The organism is Streptomyces sp. ID05-39B (assembly GCF_033794725.1).
GTDB classification, from domain to species: Bacteria; Actinomycetota; Actinomycetes; order Streptomycetales; family Streptomycetaceae; genus Streptomyces; species Streptomyces bobili.
Map to the genome: position 1 here is coordinate 68,153 of NZ_JARGEF010000006.1, position 16,753 is coordinate 84,905.

Here is a 16,753-nt window from a genome sequence, read left to right on the forward strand (position 1 = left end):
AGCGAAAGAGATGAGCCATGAGAACTCGCAGAGCCGCATTTCTCGGAGCTCTTGCCACCGTGTCGATGATCGCCGTGAGCGCCTGCGGCGCCACCGCGGAGAAGGAGGACTCCGGGGGCGGAAGCGGGAGCGGGAAGCCCGTGAGCGGTCTTCGGATGATGGTGCCGAACACCCCGGGCAGCGGGTACGACGTCACAGCCCGGACCGTCGCCCAGGTGATGCAGGATGCCAAGGTCGCGTCCGGGGTCCAGGTCTACAACCTGCCCGGGGCCGGCGGCACCGTGGGCCTGCAGCGCCTGGTGAACGAGAAGGGCAACGGCAAGCTCGCCATGCAGATGGGGCTGGGCGTCGTCGGTGCCGCGTACACCTCGAAGTCGGCGGCGACGCTGACCGACACCACACCGATCGCCAAGCTGATCGAGGAGGCCGGCGCGATCGTCGTGTCGAAGGACTCCCCGTACAAGACGATCGACGACCTCGTCACCGCGTGGAAGAAGGACCCCAGAAAGGTGGCGGTGGGCGGCGGTTCGTCGCCGGGCGGACCCGATCATCTGCTTCCCATGCAGTTGGCGAAGGCCGTCGGCATCGAGCCGAAGAAGGTCAACTACGTCGGATACGACGGCGGCGGCGAACTGCTGCCCGCCGTCCTGGGAGACAAGGTCGCCTTCGGGGCCAGTGGATTCGGTGAGTTCCTCGACCAGATCGAGGCGGGGCAGCTGCGGGTACTGGCGGTGACCAGCGCAGAGCCCATCGACGCCGTGAAGGACGCCCCCACGCTCAAGGGTTCCGGTATCGACCTGGTCTTCACCAACTGGCGCGGCATCGTCGCCCCTCCCGGGATCACCGACGAACAGAAGAAGACCTGGACCGACTCCCTGACCAAGATGCACGACTCGCCGCAGTGGAAGTCCGAGCTGACCAAGCGCGGCTGGACCGACGCCTTCGTCACCGGTGACGAGTTCGGCTCCTTCCTCAAGGAGCAGGACAAGTCCGTCGCCGACCTGCTGACAGAGCTCGGCCTGGCATGAGTTCCCCGATCGACGAACTGAGCGGCGAGGACGCCCGTCCACCGCAGGGCAAGGACCGCGCACAGTACGGTATGTGCGCGTTCCTCGCCCTGCTGGGCACCGCGGTCATCGTGGACGGGCTCGGCATCCCGCACATCACCAGCAGCACCGACCCGGTGGGACCGCGCGCGGTGCCCGTGCTCCTGGGCGCACTGCTCCTGCTGGTCGCGGTCCTGTACGCCGTAGACGTGGCCCGGGGCGGGCGCGGCGAGCCGGAGGCCGGCGAGGACGTCGACCTGTCGCAGGCCGTCGACTGGCGCACGGTGCTCCTGCTGATCTGCGCGTTCGTGGCGAACGCGGTGCTGATCGAACGGCTCGGCTGGGTGATCAGCGGCGCCCTGCTGTTCTGGGGCGCGGCCTTCGCCCTCGGGAACCGGCACCACATACGCAATCTGCTGATCGCGGTGGCGCTGTCCCTCACAACGTTCTACGCCTTCGCGATCGGGCTCGGTGTGAACCTCCCGGCCGGTGTGCTGCAAGGAATCCTGTGATGGACAACCTGAACAACCTCATGCAGGGCTTCGAGGACGTCATAGCCCCGATGAACCTGCTGCTGGCGCTGATCGGCGTCCTGGTCGGCACCGCGGTGGGGGTCCTGCCGGGCATCGGCCCGGCGATGACCGTGGCCCTGCTGCTGCCCATCACCTACGGCATGGAGCCGGTGCAGGCGTTCATCATGTTCGCCGGCATCTTCTACGGCGGCATGTACGGCGGATCGACGACCTCGATCCTGCTGAACACGCCCGGGGAGTCGTCCTCGGTGGTCACGGCCATCGAGGGCAACAAGATGGCCAAGGCCGGCCGGGCGGCGCAGGCCCTGGCCACCGCCGCCATCGGTTCCTTCGTGGCGGGCACGATCGGCACCCTGCTGCTGGTGCTGGTGACTCCGGTCGTGGTGGACTTCGCGATCAGCCTGGGTGCGCCGGACTACTTCGCCCTGATGCTGCTCTCCTTCGTCGCGGTCACCTCCGTGCTGGGCGCGTCACGCATCCGTGGTCTCGTCTCGCTGCTGCTGGGCCTGACGATCGGCCTGGTCGGCATCGACACGGTGTCCGGACAGCAGCGGCTCACCCTGGGCGTCCCCCAGCTGGCCGACGGGATCGACGTGGTCGTCGTAGCCGTCGCCGTCTTCGCCGTCGGCGAGGCACTGTGGGTGGCCGCACACCTGCGGCGCAAGCCCGTCGAGGTCATTCCCGTCGGCAGGCCGTGGATGGGCAGGGCGGACTGGAAGCGGTCCTGGAAGCCCTGGCTGCGGGGCACCGCGTTCGGCTTCCCGTTCGGTGCTCTTCCGGCCGGCGGTGCCGAGATCCCGACCTTCCTGTCGTACGCGACGGAGAAGCGGCTGACCAGGCACCCGGAGGAGTTCGGCAAGGGGGCGATCGAGGGTGTGGCCGGGCCGGAGGCGGCGAACAACGCCTCCGCGGCCGGCACGCTGGTCCCGATGCTGGCCCTCGGGCTGCCGACGAACGCGACCGCCGCGGTCATGCTGGCGGCGTTCCAGACGTACGGCATCCAGCCAGGACCGCTGCTGTTCGAGCGGGAGGCGAGCCTGGTCTGGGTGCTCATCGCCAGCCTGTTCGTCGGCAACTTCCTGCTGCTCCTGCTGAATCTGCCGCTCGCCCCGACCTGGGCGAAACTGCTGCGGACACCGCGGCCCTATCTGTACGCGGGAATCCTGTTCTTCGCGTCGATGGGTGCGTACGCCGTCAACGCCCAGCCCCTGGACCTGTTCCTGCTGCTGTTGCTGGGGCTCCTCGGTTTCGCCATGCGCCGGTTCGGGCTCCCGGTGCTGCCGCTGATCCTCGGCGTCATCCTCGGCCCGCGGGCCGAGCTGCAGGGGCGGCGCTCCCTGCAGTTGTCGGGCGGCGAACTGTCGGGACTGGTCGGCGGGCCCGTGTCCTACGCGGTCTACACGGTGATCGTGCTGGTCCTCGTCTGGCCGCTGATGCGGCGGTTCGTCCTGCGTCCGCTGCGCGGGCGCAATACCTGAGAGTGCCTGGCAGAGAGTGCCTGGAGGGAGAGCAGACATGACCGTACTGGTCGGATACGTACCCACGCCCGAGGGTGAGGCCGCGTTGCGCGCGGGAATCGACGAGGCACGCCTGCGCGGCGAGAGGATGCTGGTGGTGAACGCCTCGCGAGGCGACGCCTATGTGGACCCGCGTTTCGCGCAGGAGCCCGACCTCGCTCATGTGCGGGAGGATCTGGCGGCCCTGGGCGTCGAGTTCGACATCCGCCAGGTGCTCGGTGCGGGCGATGCCGCCGAGGAGATCATCGAACTGGCGGAGCGGGCGGACGTGTCCCTCGTGGTGATCGGCCTGCGGCGCCGGAGCGCCGTCGGCAAGCTGATCATGGGTTCCGCCGCACAGCGGATCCTGCTGGGAGCCGGCTGCCCGGTCCTCGCCGTGAAGGCCCCTTCCTGAGCGGGAAGTTCACGGACTTCCGAGGACGGCGGCAGAGGACTGGGGCACCGGCCTTGTACGGCCGGTGCCCCAGGATCGTGCGGGAACCTCAGCTCATGGTGCCGATGCGCTCGACGCGCTCGTTGACGCCGTTACGGAGTTCGCTGAGCGTGGTGCCGGGCGGGGCCGTGGCCGGGGTGGAGGACGGCGGCTGCGTCTCGTCGGCGCAGGTCGTGCCCGAGGCCGGGACCACGAGGTCCACCAGGTAGCCGACGACCGCGTCCGTCGCGCAGGCGCTGCGGCCGAACGCGGTGTGCCCCTCGGCCCGGAAGGTGAGCAGCGAGGCCTTGTCGAGCTGCCGGGACAGCGCCACCGCGTCCCCGTACGGGGTGTCGGGGTCGCCGGTGGTGCCGAGGACGAGGATCGGCGCCGAACCCTTCGCCCGGTAGGAGCCGTCGTAGCGGCTGACACGCTCGCCCGGCCACTGGACGCAGGCGGTGGCGTGCTGGTGGTCGTACGTGGGAGGGCCGTAGGCCATCGCCGGGCCGAGCAGCGGCGCCGCCTTCGCGTTGGCCGTGACGTTGTGCTTGAGCCGGCGCAGGTCGCGCGGGTAGTCCCGGTCGACGCACTCGACGGCCACGTTCGGGCCGAGGAAGTCGAAGCTGGCCGGGGAGGGCGGGCGCAGCAGGAAGGAGGTGTTGTCCCGCAGCTGTGCCTTGTGCAGGGCGGCGCCGAGCGCGGGCCAGATGACCTTGCCCTCGTTGATGTTGAACATCAGCCGGTAGACCAGCGTGTACCCGTTGGCCTGGCCTCCGTTCGCGGTCGGTACGGGGGCGGCGTCCAGGTCGGCCTTCAGGTTCTCGAACGCGGCGCGTGGGGTGCCGTCGCCGAACCCGCAGGTGGCCTGATCGGCGGCGCACCAGTCGAGGAAGCGGCTCATCGCGCCGTCCAGCGCCAGGTACTGCGACCGGTCGTAGGCGTACGGACGGTTGGCGTAGTGCACGGGATCGTATGCGCCGTCGAGCGTCAGCGCCCGCACCCGCTTCGGGAACATGGCGGCGTAGACGGTTCCGATGTACGAGCCGAACGACCGGCCGTAGTAGGTGAGTTGCTGCTCTCCGAGTGCCTCTCGCAGCAGGTCGATGTCCCGGGCGACGTATTCGGTGCCGACGTAGGGCAGCAGCTCGCCCGCGTTGTCCACGCAGGCCTGGTCGAACTCGGCGGCCTCACGCAGCGCCGGCTCGAAGGCGCCGGGACCGGGCACACCCTTGGCCTCCGTGACGGCCCGCGTGTACCGGGCGTCGTCGAAGCAGGTCAGCGGTGAACTGCGGCCGACGCCACGGATGTCGTAGCCGAAGACGTCGAAGGAGTCGCGGAGCGCGGCCGGCAGGTCGGCGTGGTTGTTGCGCACGAAGTCCACGCCGGAGTTGCCGGGGCCTCCCGGCTGCATGAAGAGGGTGCCCTTGCGCTTCGTCTGGTCCGCGGCCTTCTTCCGGACCACAGCGAGCGTGATGGTCCTGCCGTGTGGCTTGCGGTAGTCGAGCGGTACGTCGGCGTTCGCGCACTCGAACCCGCCCTGGCAGTCGGTCCAGGCGAGCGACGGCACGGGCGGCTTCTCGGGTGTCTTCGGCGAGGCCGCCGCCTGGACCGCCGTCCCCGTCGCGGCGATCACGAGCGCTGTCAGCGCGGCTCCGACGGCTGTGAGCCGTCCGAAGCGTCTCGGTATGTGATGTGGAGTGGTCATGGGTCTCGTCCCCCTGGTCGATGTGTGGCCAAGCCCTCGCGGCGCGAGGTGAGTTCGGCTGACTGAACAGAGGGAAAATAAGCACGAACGGTGCCACGCACGGGGCACGAGCATGGCCGGTTCGGGCCGGAGCGGCCCCGGCGGTCACCGTGCGGGGCCGCAGTAGGCGCCGTGCAGGCGTCTCGTCGAAGGCCCGGCGAGTGCGGGCGTCAGATCGAGGTCGGCTTGTCCGGCTCTGCGGCAAGGCAGTTCGCGGACGCGGGAGTCCGGTCCTCCCGCGTCCACCGACGCCGTCTGTGACCTGGGCTGTCACACACCTTCCGCATCAGCGGCCCGCAGGCTTCCACCTGTGCGGTTGCCAGGTGGACCGGCAGTGCGGGCACGCGTCCGCGCGGTCGGCCAGGGCTGGACGCCGGCTACCGGAGCGGACTTCGCGTGGAACAGTCGGACAGGCGGATCAGCGCAGTCCGGCGAAGAGATCGTTCTCGGGAACGTCCGCGCCGGTGGAGTCCTGGACACGGACGAAGGTCTCCATGCCCATGAACTCGCCGAACCTCTCCTTGCCCATCTTGAGGAAGAAGATGTTCTCGCCCTGACTGGCGTGCGCGGCCAGCGCGTCGTACTTCTGACCGCTGAAAGCGGTGGTGTCGACCCACGTGGTGATCTCGTCGTCGGGAAGACCGATCTCGGCCAACGCGGCGGCCTCGGCCGGATCGGGCTCCGGCATGTCCTCGTTGAACTCGCGCATGATCTCGCCGAACCGCTGCATCATCGAGCGGGGCATCGTGGTCCAGTACACCTTCGGTGTCAGCGCGGTCATCTCCAGCGCCGCCATCGTGATGCGGTGGGCCTGGATGTGGTCGGGGTGGCCGTAGAAGCCGTTCTCGTCATAGGTGACGACCACATCGGGCCGGTAGTGCCTCATGAGTTCCGCCAGCCGGGCAGCGCCCTCCTGCACGGGGGTCTGCCAGAAGGAACCGGGCGTGTCGTTGCTCGGCCAGCCCATCATCCCGGAGTCGGCATAGCCGAGCATCTCCAGGTCGCTGATCTTGAGGACCTCACAGCTCGCCTCGAGCTCCTGACGACGCATCAAGGCCACCGCCTCCGGATCGTGTCCGGGATCGCCCGGCTTGACACCCCCCGGTCCGTCACCGCAACCGCCGTCGGTACAGGTCACGAGAACCGTGCGGACACCTTCCGCCGCGTACCGCGCGAGGACCCCTCCGGTCCCGGTGGCCTCGTCGTCGGGGTGGGCGTGTACTGCCATGAGCGTCAAGGGCCGGTCAGACATGAAATATTCCTCCTGCAGAAACGACATACGCCGTGGTCCGAGTGCGCGGCGAACGTACCCCGACCTGGGGCCCGGATCCTGGTGGGGGCGGACGACCTTGTGGTCTCCGTGTCCCCCCGCGCGGCTCCGGTCCCTCGGTCGATGCAACCGTGCGGGCCCTGCCTGCTGTTCCCGGCGCCGCCGTTCTTTTTCCGTGGTCAACGGCCTTGCCGGGTAAGGATGGTGGCGAAGCGGGGAACAGGCGGGCCGCCGCCGGGAGGGCCTCGCGCCGAAGACGGTGCGGGCCCATGACGCGGGCGCCTACTCGCTCAGCCACCAGCCACGGTTTCCCGGCCGCGCGCTGTCGAGTGTCATTTCGTCGGCGTGCCGATCCGCAACCGGTTGCCGTCAGGGTCGCGCAGCTCAATCTCACGCGCCCACGGAGCGTCCTCCACCTGCACACCGAACTCGGAAGCAACGGCCTCGACATCGCGAATGCGGAGGTAGACCAACGTGTCGGGGCGGGCGTCGCCCGTGTGCTCGGACAAGAACAACCGCACCCCGCCCCGGGCGACCTCGACGAACGCGGGAAGCCCCGGTTCGAAGCGATGTTCCCACCGCTTGGCGAAGCCCAGTCGCTCGTACCACGCGAGCGCCGCCGCAGCGTCCTCGACGCGGAGAATGGGAATGACTTCCTCGTCCATGGAGCCATCCTCGCAGACCGCCCAGGGCGAACGTCGGCTCCTGAAACGGAGTTCCGGCGGTACCGAGGGCGCAGATTCCCGGCCTGTCCGGGTTATTGACGTGCTAGCGACAACGGTGGCTTCATGAACAGTACACAAGTGTGGGAGCGCTCCCACACCTGCGCGTTCCGCACTCCCCCTCCGCCCCACTTCCGGGAAGGACACCCCGTGCGCAGCAGTCACCATCGCATCGTCGCCACTGTCCTGGCCGCCCTACTCGTCCTCGCCGCCGGCTTCGGCCTGGCCGGCGCCCCGTCCGCCGCCGCCGCGACCCCGGTACGGATCATGCCGCTCGGTGACTCCATCACCGGCTCCCCGGGCTGTTGGCGCTCCCTCCTCTGGAACCAGCTACAGGACGCCGGTTACACGGACGTCGACTTCGTCGGCACGCTGAACGCCCAGAGCTGCGCCCTGACGCACGACGCCGACAACGAAGGCCACGGCGGGTTCCAGGCCACCGCCACCGCCGACCAGAACCTGCTGCCCGGATGGCTGGCGGCGACCAGTCCGGACATCGTTGTCATGCACTTCGGCACCAATGACGTCTGGAGCAGCATCGCACCGGACACCATCCTCGCCGCGTACACCAAGCTGGTCGGCCAGATGCGGGCCGACAACCCGGCGATGAAGGTTCTGGTCGCCCAGTTGATTCCGATCAATCCGAGCAGCTGCGCCGAGTGCGCCGCTCGTACGGTGGCCTTCAACCAGCGCGTTCCGGCCTGGGCCCAGGGCATCACCACCGCGCAGTCGCCGGTCACCGTCGTCGACCAGTGGACGGGCTTCGACACGGCCACCGACACCTACGACGGCGTCCACCCCAACTCCGCGGGCGACGCCAAGATGGCGGCCCGCTGGTACCCCGCGCTGTCGGCCCTGCTCACCCCGGGTGACCCCGAGGGCCCGGGAACCGGTGGCTGCTCGGCGGCCGTCCGCGCGGTGTCGGTGTGGCAGGACGGCTACCAGGGTGAGGTCACGGTCACCAACACCTCGTCCACAGCGGCGACCTCTTCGTGGACGGTGACGCTCGCACTCCCGACGGGCAGCCGGATCACCCAGGTCTGGAACGGCGCGCTGACCGGGACGACAGTGCGCAACGCCGGGTGGAACGGCGCGGTACCGGCGGGGGCGAGCACCACCTTCGGCTTCCTGGCGAGTACGTCGGCCGCGGCGGGCACTTCGGTGACGGCCACGTGTTCGGCGTCCTGAGACATCCTCAGGGCCGATGCCGGTCTTCGGCTCCCCCGCGCCCCGTTCATCAGCACGGGCCGGCCTTTCAGTAGCCTCCGTACCATGATTGCGCTTCCCGCCCTCGATTCCCTCGTGCGCCTGTGTCCGCCGCCCGCCGACCCGCCGCCCTCGGTGGACTGGGCACGGGCCGAGGGCGTCCTCGGTACGCCTCTGCCCGCCGACTACAAGCAACTCGTCGGGACATACGGCGACGGATTCTTCGACGAGACGGTCGCGCTCCTCACCCCCGACTCCACCTTCGCCAGATGCAACCTGCTCGCACAGGCGACGGAACGGGAGGGTGTCCTGGCCGGGCTGTGGGAGGTGGGCGAGGAGAAGCCCTCCGGCCTGCTCGAGCCCGGGGCGCGGATCCTGCCGTGGGCGTACGAGGAAGGCGCGGGGGCGTTCCTGTACTGGCTGGTACGGCCCGGTCAGCACCCCGACGAGTGGACCGTGCTCTACAACGAGGGGCAGGGTCCCCTGTGGGAGCCCCACGACACGGGGTGCGTCGCCCTCTTGCTGGCGGTGCTGACAGGAACGGCGGAAACGGCGTACTTCGGCTACCTCTACGAGGTGCTGAAGCCGACCAGGCACAGCTTCGTGACGGCCGAACAGTTCTTCGGAACGTCCGGCCGGCTGGACCGTCGGCCGCTCCCGACGAATTGATCAGCCCGTGGGCGCTGCCCACCGCCGGTCGTGAACGGCAATGAGAGGAAAGCGTTCGCCCTCGACCTGTCCGGCGGCGGCGAGATCGAGATCCTCGGCCGCACCCTCCACACCCCCTCCGCACCCTCCGCCTCCCGGGCTTCGGCAGCGCGTACGACGGCTCTCTGGGCGGGGCCCGCGAGGACCGGGCAGCGGTGGCCCAGGCCTACGCACTGATGCGGGCGGGGTACACGCCCGCGCCGGCGCCGGCGGCGAGGCCGCCACCGGCACCCCCATCGGTCGCGATCCCAGCGCTCAGACGGTGGGACGCGAATGCACGCTGACGGCGTATCCGCCGCCTGGACGGTAGGGGTCGCCGTCCCAGGTCGCGAAGCGCTGTCGCAGCGTCAGTCCGGCGTCCGTGCACCAGTGGTCGAACTCCGTCAGCGTCACGGTCGGTTCCGGCAGTGGCAGATGCTCCGCGTCCAGCCCCATACCGGTGACCAGCAGTCCGCCGGCGCGCAGTACGGCGGCAAGCTGCCGCACCACGGCTGCTTCGGTACCGGGTGCCAGCAGGGGGATGACGTTGCCTGCGGCGAGCGCCAGATCGAAGCCGGGCTCCAGACCGAGGCTGTCCAGATGTGCCAAGTCTGCGTGGAGCCACTCCTGCGTGGGAGCGTCGCGGCGGGCCACGGCGAGCATGGAGCGGTCGACGTCCACGCCCGTGCAGGAGTGCCCCAGCTCGGCGAGCCGGATCGCGATCCGCCCGGTGCCGCATCCGGCGTCAAGGATCCGGGCGGCCGGTGGCAGCAGCGCGTCGCAGAAGGCGGCCTCGCCGTGAATGTCGTGGCCCGACTCGGCGAGCCGCGCGAACCGCCGGGCGTAGTCCTCTCCGGCCTCTCCGCCCGTCAGTTCGGCCCATCGGTCGCGTCGACTGCTCATGGTCTGCGTGCCTTCCGGTAAGGAGGACGAGGACAGCACCGTCGTCCTCGGCGCCGACTCCAGCGCGGCGAGCAGGACAACCCTAGTCAGACGACGCGGCGAACACGGCGTGCGCACGGTCGAAGCCGTCGAGGCTCGGACGGGCCCCCTGGCTCTCGGTCGCCGGGGCCGGGGGTCCAGCCGCCGCGTCGAGCGTCCCGGTTCGGACTACGGCAGGCGGCCGGGGCCGCCGTCGGGGGCTGCGTGTGCCAGGCCCGTCCGGTAGGCGATGACGACGAGTTGTGCCCTGTCGCGGGCCTCCAGCTTCGTCATGGCGCGCTGCACGTGGGCGCGGACGGTGAAGGGGCTGAGGAACATCCGCTCGGCGATCTCCTGGTTGGACAGGCCGGTCGCGACCAGTGCCACCATCTCCCGTTCGCGCGGGGTCAGGGCGGAGAGCTGTTCCGCGTGGTGCGGCGGGGCATGGTCCGGTGTGGCCAGGAATCGGGCGACCAGGGAGCGGGTGGCGGCGGGGGACAGAAGGGTGTCGCCGGCGGCGATCGTACGGACGGCTTCCGCCAGGTCCTCGGCCCCGATGCCCTTGCCGATGAATCCGCCGGCCCCCGCGCGCAGCGCCTGAGCGACGTATTCGTCGGTCTCGTACGTGGTGAGGATCAAGATGCGGCTGGCACGCAGTTCCGGGTCCGCGCAGATCTCCGACGTGGCGGTGAGACCGTCCACCTCGGGCATGCGGATGTCCATGACCACCACGTCCGGGCGCAGCGCCCGGGTGAGTCTGACCGCCTCCCTGCCGTCGCCCGCCTCGCCGACCACGGTGATGTCGTCGGCGCTGTCGAGCAGCATCCGGAACGCGCCCCGCAGCAGGGCCTGGTCGTCGGCGAGCAGCACTCTGAGCGTCACGGCGTGCCCCCGGCCTCTCCGTCGGTCATCTGTCCCTCCTCGGTGGTCGTCGCTCTGTCACGGTCGCGTGTCGGGTCCTGGGCGGGCGGGATCGGCAGTTGGGTGGAGACAAGGAAGCCGCCCTCCGGACGCCTGCCCGCGGAGAGGTGTCCCCCGACCGCTGTGGCACGTTCACGCATCCCGATCAGACCGTACCCGGGCGATCGGTCCACCGCGGCGGACGCGGCTGACGAGGCGGTCGGCCCTGACGACGCGGTCGGTCCCGTGGACGCGGTCGGCGCCGTACAGGTGCCCCCTCCGTCGTCGGCGACGGTGATGGTCACACGATCGCCGGTCCAGACGAGGCGCACCCGGGCGCTCCCGGCACCCGCGTGCTTGGTCACGTTGGTCAGTGCCTCCTGGACGATGCGGTAGGCGGTGAGGTCCACGCCCGGCGGCAGCGGCCGGACCGTGCCCTCCTGGTGCACCGACACCTCCAGGCCCGCGCGGCGGAAGGCATCCAGGAGCGTGGGAAGCCGGGACAGCCCCGGCGCCGGTTCGGCGGGCGCGGCCGTGTCCCCGGACTGACGCAGCAGACCGACGGTGGCCCGGAGTTCGTCGAGGGCGTGGCTGGTGGTCTCGACGAGTTCCTTGAGGCTGGTGCGAGTCTGCTCCGGGCGGGTGTCGAAGAGGTGGGCGGCGACCGTGGCCTGCGCGTTGGCCAGGGTGATCTGATGGGCCACGAGGTCGTGCAGCTCCCGGGCGATGCGTACCCGTTCCTCGGCCACTCTCCGGCGCGCCTCGCTGTCCCGGTTCTGCTCGGCCCGGCGAGCCCGCTCCTCCACGGCCTCCAGGTAGGCCCGTCGGTTGCGCAGCGAGTGACCGAGTACGCCGGCCACCAGCGGGAACGCCGCGACCACGCCCATTCTGCTCGCGTCCTTCCACGAGAAGTCCCCGAAGGCCGGGATGGCGGCGGCCAGTGCCGCGGAGGTGAGCACCACCGCGCTCGCCGCGCGCCGTTCGGTACGCGCGGCGAGCGAGTAGGAGTAGGTGGTGATCACGGCGGGGGTCACGATGAGCGGGGTGAGCAGGAGGCCCAGGGGCGGCACCAGCACGCCGACCGCGGTCGTGGCGGCCAGGGCGACGAGCGGGGCCCGGTGCCGCACCGGCAGCACGGCGCAGGAGACCACCGCGATGACGTAGGCGGAAGCGGACGGCGGTGCCAGCGTGTCGTCGACCTGGAGCACACCGCCGAGCAGACAGAGCGCGAACGCCAGCGCCGTGATCGCACCCTCCCGCCACCACGAGGTGCGTGGCCGCGGGCCGCCGCCGCCCGTGTTCGCCATCGCGGGCTCAGTCCCGGCCGACGGGAAGCCGCCGAACCGCCGCGTCCGGTTCGGTCGCGGGGTCCACAACCCGCCTGCTCGGTGCCTCACCCTCGATATCCACGTTCGGCAGCACGCGGTCCACGATACGGGGCAGCCACCAGGCCCGGTGGCCGAGCAGTGCCAGGACCGCGGGTGCGATCGCCATCCGGACCACGAAGGCGTCGAAGGCAACGGCGGCAGCCAGCCCGACGCCCATCGTCTGGATGGTGGGGCTGTTCATCCCGACGAATCCCGCGAACACACTGATCATGATGACCGCCGCGGCGGCCACCACACGTCCGCTGTGCCGGAAGCCGCTGACGACGGCCTCGCCGGGGGACGCGCCGTGGACGTAGGCCTCCCGCATCCGGGTGAGGAGGAAGACCTCGTAGTCCATGGCGAGGCCGAACACGATGCCGATGATGAGGATCGGCATCAGTGACATCACCGGTCCGCTCTGCTCGATGCCGAGCAGGTCTGCCGCCCAGCCCCACTGGAAGACGGCGACGAGGACGCCGAAGGCGGCACCCACGGACAGCAGAAAGCCGAGCGCGGCCTTGACCGGCACCAGTACCGAGCGGAAGACCACCATCAGCAGAAGCACCGCCAGGCCGATGACCACGGCCAGATAGGGGATGAGGGCGTCCGACATGGCCTGGGAGACATCGATGTTCATCGCGGTGGTACCGGTCACCAGGACTCCGGCGCCCGTCCCGGCCTCGACACCGGAGACCGCGCCCCGGATCGCGTGCACCAGGTCCTTGGTCTCGCCGCTGTTCGGCGCGCTCTGCGGTACGGCGGTGAGGACGGCCGTGTCCTCGTCGCGGCTGAGCACCGGATCACCGACCGACGCGACCCCGTCCACTCCTCGTACGGTCTTGGCGACCAGATCCGTGGTGGCCCGGGGGTCGCCGGACTGCGACGTGTCCACGACCACGGTCAACGGGCCGTTGAAGCCGGGACCGAACCCCTCCGACAGCAGGTCGTAGGCACGGCGCTGGGTGGTCTCCACCGACTTGGACTCGTCTCCCGGCAGGCCGAGTTCGAGGCTCAGCGCTGGTAGGGCGACGGTCCCGAGCCCGAGCACGGCGGTCAACAGGACCGCCACCGGCCGGCGCAGCACGAACCGCGCCCAGCGGATGCCGATGCCGGGCCGGCCCGTCGCGGGGAGCACCGGGTGCGGATGCCGGCTTTCCGGCCGGGTGGCCCTGCGGGCGGCGCGGGACAGCACCCGGCGGCCGAAGAAGCCGAACAGCGCGGGAACCAGGGTCAGCGCGACGAGTACGGCGAGTACCACGGCGCCCGCGCCGCCCATACCGATCTTGGTGAGTTCGGGGATACCGACGACCCCCAGCCCGATGAGGGCGATGACGACGGTCGCGCCGGCGAAGACGACGGCGGCTCCGGCCGTGCCCACCGCCCGGCCCGCGGCCTCCTCCGGCTCGCTGCCCCGGGCGCTCTCGTCGCGGAAGCGGGAGGTGACGAAGAGGGCGTAGTCGATGCCGACCGCCAGCCCCAGCATCAGCGCCAGAATGGCGACGGTGGATGTCAGGCCCAGCGGGACGGCCAGTGCGGAGACCAGGCCGAAGGCGATCGCCACGCCCGACAAGGCGGTCAGCAGCGACAATCCGGCCGCGACCAGCGAACCGAGGGCGAGGACCAGCACCACCGCCGCCACCGACACGCCGATGAGCTCCGTCGTACCACCCGGTTCCTCCTCCGCGTCCAGGGCCGAGCCGCCGATCTCCACGGTCAGCCCCGCGTCCCGGGCCTGGCTCGCGGCGTCCTCGAGGGCGCTCTTCGTCGGCTCGGTCAGGTCGACGGCTCCCACCGTGTAGGTGACCGTGGAGTAGGCGATGGTGCCGTCCTCGCTGACGGCGCCGGTCTCGTAGGGGTCGGTGGCCGACGCGACCTGAGCGCCCCCGTCCAGGGAACCGAGCGTGTCCTCGACGGCCGCCCTGTGCTCGGCGGCGGTCACCCGCCGTCCGTCGGGTGCCCGGAACACCAAGCGGGCCTCGGCACCCTGGGAGTTGCTCTGAGGGAAGCGCTCGTCCAGCAGGTCGAACGCCTGCTGTGACTCCGTTCCGGGCATGGAGAGGTCCTCTTCCTCCCCGGCCGGCGCCATGGCGGCGGCAGCCACGGCCAGCACCAAGGCACCCAGCCAGAGGCCACCCACGAGCCGGCGCCGCCGGAAGGCCCACCGTCCGATCCGGTAAAGAACTGTCGCCATTCGTCGATCACTCCAGACGCCTCAGGGCAAGGGAAACGCGTGAGATGCACGCGCCTCCCACACTTGCCTCCGGCGCCCCGTCGGGCATCGTGCACCGCCGCTGTCCTCCCCTGGTGCACGCGGACCAGCCACTCACGGGTCCTGGTGCCTACGCACTACGCCGGGGGCCTGACCGGCCTGCCCCAGGACCCGCCGGACGTGGCGGGGCAAGGGGCCGTGCAGGACGGACGCGACCGGCTCACCCGTCCTTCCGAGGAGACGCGAGCGCACTATCCTTGCGCGCATGGTCTCCCATCCCTCAGTCCAACCCGCCGTGTTCCAGGCCTCGTTGCGCGAGCAGTTCGAAGCGTTTCTCGACGAGCACCGATCCGCGTTGCACGACAGCCTCGACGGGCTGACCGAGGAGCAGGCCCGCAGGTCGCTGGTCACCTCCAAGACCACCCTCCTGGGTCTGGTCAAGCACGCCGCGTTCGTCGAGAGCGTCTGGTTCGACGAGGCGATCAGCTGCCGGTCCCGTACCGAGATCGGCATTCCCGCCTCCCCCGACGAGTCGTTCGATCTGCACGACGGCGACACCGTCGCCTCGGTCCGGGGTGCCTACCGGCAGGCCTGTGCGGCGTCTCGTCGAGCGACGGCGGAGTTGACGCTGGACGACCTGCTCCTGGGGAACCGCCGGGGTCCGCTGCCGCTGCGTTGGGTCTACCTCCACACGCTGCGCGAACTGGCGCAGCACTGCGGCCACGCGGACATTCTTCGGGAGCAGATCCTCCACGGCACCGCGCACGGCGGCTGAACCGTGAACCGGCTGTCTATCCGGTGCCGGTGAGGGTCGCCTGTGGGGTGATCGGGACCGCGACCGCCCACCAACGGGACGAGGTCACCGTCTCCACCTCGGTGCATGGCGTCACGGCCCGCGACGGTTACGAGCCCGGCCCGGTACCGGACGGCGTCCAGGCCGGCGGTTCACGAACGCCTCGGCACGTCTGTGAGATCGCCCGCCGGGTGTGGAGGGCGGCGGCCAGAAGGGCTTCGTCCAGTCTCATCTCGGCGTCGCGGGTGGAGTCGTTGACGGGGATGCGGGTACGCCTGTCGATCAGCGCCGTCACGGCCGGCAGCGCGCGGCGCGCGTGACCGCCCATCCGGGCGAGACCCTCCAGGTAGTCCTCGCCGACCGCGTAGTCGGCCAGGTGCGGTGTCATGAGGTCGAGCAGCCGGGACAGTGCGGAAGGGCCGGCGTGCCGCAGCCACAGCGGGGCGCACTGCGCCTGTGAGCGGCCTGGCCTGGAGAAGGTCAGGTTGTACAGCTGGGCGGCCTGCCGGAAGGTCAGCGGGCCGGCGTCCAGCAGTGCCTCGAAGATGGTGGGGGCGTGAGCGAGGCGGGTGACGCCCACAGGCTTGGCGGCGAGCAGCGCGGCGGCGGACGCGCTGTCGTACGCCGTCGTGGTGGACGGGATTAGGCGGGCCCTCGGAGACGGGGTGAACGGAACTCCGGCGAGAAGGCTTTCGTGCGTCCGCATCGCCGCCTCGGAGATCGAGGCTGTCGTGAGGGCCAGTTCGAGAGCCGGGGTGACCTCTTCGCCGCGGTGCCGCACGAGCAGGGGCAGCAGCCTGACCGGGGCCACCCGCCAGTCGTGGCATGCCTCGCGGGCCAGGTCGGCGCCGATGTCCCGGGTGGCGGGCTCGGTGAGGAGGCGGGCCACTAGGGCGTATGTGTCGTGTTCGCGCCTCAGTCCGTACAGGACCTGGCCCCACCTGTGTCCGATGTCGTCGAGGTGGCGCGCGGCCTCCCGGACGTCGTCGAGGAGTGCGGCGTCCAGGGAGGGCCATCGTGCGGGTCGTACCGTGCGCAGCGTCTGCAGGTGGGCGAGGAAGCGGACCGACGGGAGGTCGTCATCCGTGAGGTGGGCGGCGGTCGGGCCGAGTGCCCTGGCCAGGGTGGTGCGCACGAGTGGATCGGCGAGTTCACCGAGGGCCGCGAGGACCGGGCCGGGCCGCCCGCGGTAGCCGAAGAGGCACGCGGCTCGGCGCCGTACTTCCTCGTCGGGGTCGTCGAGTCGGGCCGCTGCGGCGTCCACGGCCTCTGGCCAGGGCCGTTCGCGGGCCAGGCTGTGGAGGAGGGCCAGGGCCTCTCGGCGCACGAAGGGCGTGTCGGCGTGGACGAGTTGGAGCAGCCGGGTGGCGACGGGGCCGCCGCGGTCTGCGCGGATCGCCTCGAAGAGCGCGATCCGGGAGGGGTG

Annotated in this window: 15 protein-coding genes; 7 read left to right on the plus strand and 8 right to left on the minus strand. The window is 70.7% G+C overall.

Annotated features, from left to right (window positions below; genetic code table 11):
• Nucleotides 1-17: 17 nt before the first annotated feature.
• Genes P1P75_RS03235 through P1P75_RS03250 form a run of 4 tightly spaced genes read left to right on the plus strand, consistent with a single transcriptional unit; the run spans nucleotide 18 to nucleotide 3,490 of the window.
• Nucleotides 18-1,028 (plus strand): tripartite tricarboxylate transporter substrate binding protein, encoded by a 1,011-nt coding sequence (locus tag P1P75_RS03235; RefSeq protein ID WP_319251586.1) that lies wholly within the window; start codon nucleotides 18-20, stop codon nucleotides 1,026-1,028.
• Nucleotides 1,025-1,558, plus strand: coding sequence for a tripartite tricarboxylate transporter TctB family protein (locus P1P75_RS03240; RefSeq protein ID WP_319251588.1), 534 nt, complete (start codon nucleotides 1,025-1,027; stop codon nucleotides 1,556-1,558). Before P1P75_RS03235 ends, P1P75_RS03240 begins: the two co-directional genes overlap by 4 nt.
• Nucleotides 1,558-3,057: a tripartite tricarboxylate transporter permease gene (locus P1P75_RS03245; protein WP_319251590.1), complete on the plus strand. Its 1,500-nt coding sequence runs from the start codon at nucleotides 1,558-1,560 to the stop codon at nucleotides 3,055-3,057. Before P1P75_RS03240 ends, P1P75_RS03245 begins: the two co-directional genes overlap by 1 nt.
• Before the next feature lie 37 nt (nucleotides 3,058-3,094).
• Nucleotides 3,095-3,490 carry a universal stress protein gene (locus tag P1P75_RS03250; protein WP_319251592.1) on the plus strand — a complete coding sequence of 132 codons (396 nt, stop codon included), beginning with the start codon at nucleotides 3,095-3,097 and terminating at the stop codon, nucleotides 3,488-3,490.
• Between the two features lie 88 nt (nucleotides 3,491-3,578).
• On the opposite strand, the gene P1P75_RS03255 is transcribed toward P1P75_RS03250, so the two are convergent.
• The 3 genes from P1P75_RS03255 to P1P75_RS03265 form a co-directional block, all read right to left on the minus strand.
• The gene (locus P1P75_RS03255) at nucleotides 3,579-5,213 is read right to left on the minus strand and encodes an alpha/beta hydrolase (RefSeq protein WP_319251594.1); all 1,635 of its coding nucleotides are present in this window, start codon (nucleotides 5,211-5,213) and stop codon (nucleotides 3,579-3,581) included.
• 457 nt (nucleotides 5,214-5,670) lie between these two features.
• Nucleotides 5,671-6,504, minus strand: coding sequence for a PIG-L family deacetylase (locus tag P1P75_RS03260; protein ID WP_319251596.1), 834 nt, complete (start codon nucleotides 6,502-6,504; stop codon nucleotides 5,671-5,673).
• A gap of 350 nt (nucleotides 6,505-6,854) precedes the next feature.
• Nucleotides 6,855-7,187, minus strand: coding sequence for a glyoxalase superfamily protein (locus P1P75_RS03265; protein ID WP_319251598.1), 333 nt, complete (start codon nucleotides 7,185-7,187; stop codon nucleotides 6,855-6,857).
• Between the two features lie 207 nt (nucleotides 7,188-7,394).
• On the opposite strand from P1P75_RS03265, the gene P1P75_RS03270 reads away from it, so the two are divergent.
• Both P1P75_RS03270 and P1P75_RS03275 read left to right on the plus strand, forming a co-directional pair.
• On the plus strand, nucleotides 7,395-8,432 hold the full coding sequence (locus tag P1P75_RS03270; protein WP_319251600.1) for a GDSL-type esterase/lipase family protein: 1,038 nt from the start codon (nucleotides 7,395-7,397) through the stop codon (nucleotides 8,430-8,432).
• Between the two features lie 84 nt (nucleotides 8,433-8,516).
• Nucleotides 8,517-9,119: an SMI1/KNR4 family protein gene (locus P1P75_RS03275; RefSeq protein ID WP_319251602.1), complete on the plus strand. Its 603-nt coding sequence runs from the start codon at nucleotides 8,517-8,519 to the stop codon at nucleotides 9,117-9,119.
• Nucleotides 9,120-9,413: 294 nt separating this feature from the next.
• On the opposite strand, the gene P1P75_RS03280 is transcribed toward P1P75_RS03275, so the two are convergent.
• The 4 genes from P1P75_RS03280 to P1P75_RS03295 all read right to left on the minus strand — a co-directional run bounded on the left by P1P75_RS03280 (nucleotide 9,414) and on the right by P1P75_RS03295 (nucleotide 14,516).
• Entirely contained in the window at nucleotides 9,414-10,040 is a 627-nt protein-coding gene (locus P1P75_RS03280; RefSeq protein ID WP_319251604.1) for a class I SAM-dependent methyltransferase, read from the minus strand.
• A gap of 207 nt (nucleotides 10,041-10,247) precedes the next feature.
• Nucleotides 10,248-10,940: a response regulator transcription factor gene (locus P1P75_RS03285; protein WP_319251606.1), complete on the minus strand. Its 693-nt coding sequence runs from the start codon at nucleotides 10,938-10,940 to the stop codon at nucleotides 10,248-10,250.
• Complete coding sequence (locus P1P75_RS03290) at nucleotides 10,937-12,265, minus strand: sensor histidine kinase (protein WP_319251608.1); 1,329 nt, start codon at nucleotides 12,263-12,265, stop codon at nucleotides 10,937-10,939. The genes P1P75_RS03285 and P1P75_RS03290 overlap by 4 nt, the downstream gene beginning before the upstream one ends.
• 7 nt (nucleotides 12,266-12,272) lie before the next feature.
• Nucleotides 12,273-14,516: an MMPL family transporter gene (locus P1P75_RS03295; RefSeq protein ID WP_319251610.1), complete on the minus strand. Its 2,244-nt coding sequence runs from the start codon at nucleotides 14,514-14,516 to the stop codon at nucleotides 12,273-12,275.
• A gap of 283 nt (nucleotides 14,517-14,799) precedes the next feature.
• On the opposite strand from P1P75_RS03295, the gene P1P75_RS03300 reads away from it, so the two are divergent.
• Entirely contained in the window at nucleotides 14,800-15,309 is a 510-nt protein-coding gene (locus P1P75_RS03300; RefSeq protein ID WP_319251612.1) for a DinB family protein, read from the plus strand.
• Nucleotides 15,310-15,436: 127 nt separating this feature from the next.
• On the opposite strand, the gene P1P75_RS03305 is transcribed toward P1P75_RS03300, so the two are convergent.
• Nucleotides 15,437-16,753 (minus strand): hypothetical protein (locus P1P75_RS03305; RefSeq protein WP_319251614.1); only part of this gene is annotated, 1,317 nt, incomplete at its 5' end.

Coding starts and splice junctions, on each gene's coding strand:
- P1P75_RS03235 (WP_319251586.1), top strand. CDS start 18: ATGAGAACTCGCAGAGCCGCATTTCTCGGAGCTCTTGCCACCGTGTCG.
- P1P75_RS03240 (WP_319251588.1), top strand. CDS start 1,025: ATGAGTTCCCCGATCGACGAACTGAGCGGCGAGGACGCCCGTCCACCG.
- P1P75_RS03245 (WP_319251590.1), top strand. CDS start 1,558: ATGGACAACCTGAACAACCTCATGCAGGGCTTCGAGGACGTCATAGCC.
- P1P75_RS03250 (WP_319251592.1), top strand. CDS start 3,095: ATGACCGTACTGGTCGGATACGTACCCACGCCCGAGGGTGAGGCCGCG.
- P1P75_RS03255 (WP_319251594.1), bottom strand. CDS start 5,213: ATGACCACTCCACATCACATACCGAGACGCTTCGGACGGCTCACAGCC.
- P1P75_RS03260 (WP_319251596.1), bottom strand. CDS start 6,504: ATGTCTGACCGGCCCTTGACGCTCATGGCAGTACACGCCCACCCCGAC.
- P1P75_RS03265 (WP_319251598.1), bottom strand. CDS start 7,187: ATGGACGAGGAAGTCATTCCCATTCTCCGCGTCGAGGACGCTGCGGCG.
- P1P75_RS03275 (WP_319251602.1), top strand. CDS start 8,517: ATGATTGCGCTTCCCGCCCTCGATTCCCTCGTGCGCCTGTGTCCGCCG.
- P1P75_RS03280 (WP_319251604.1), bottom strand. CDS start 10,040: ATGAGCAGTCGACGCGACCGATGGGCCGAACTGACGGGCGGAGAGGCC.
- P1P75_RS03290 (WP_319251608.1), bottom strand. CDS start 12,265: ATGGCGAACACGGGCGGCGGCGGCCCGCGGCCACGCACCTCGTGGTGG.
- P1P75_RS03295 (WP_319251610.1), bottom strand. CDS start 14,516: ATGGCGACAGTTCTTTACCGGATCGGACGGTGGGCCTTCCGGCGGCGC.
- P1P75_RS03300 (WP_319251612.1), top strand. CDS start 14,800: ATGGTCTCCCATCCCTCAGTCCAACCCGCCGTGTTCCAGGCCTCGTTG.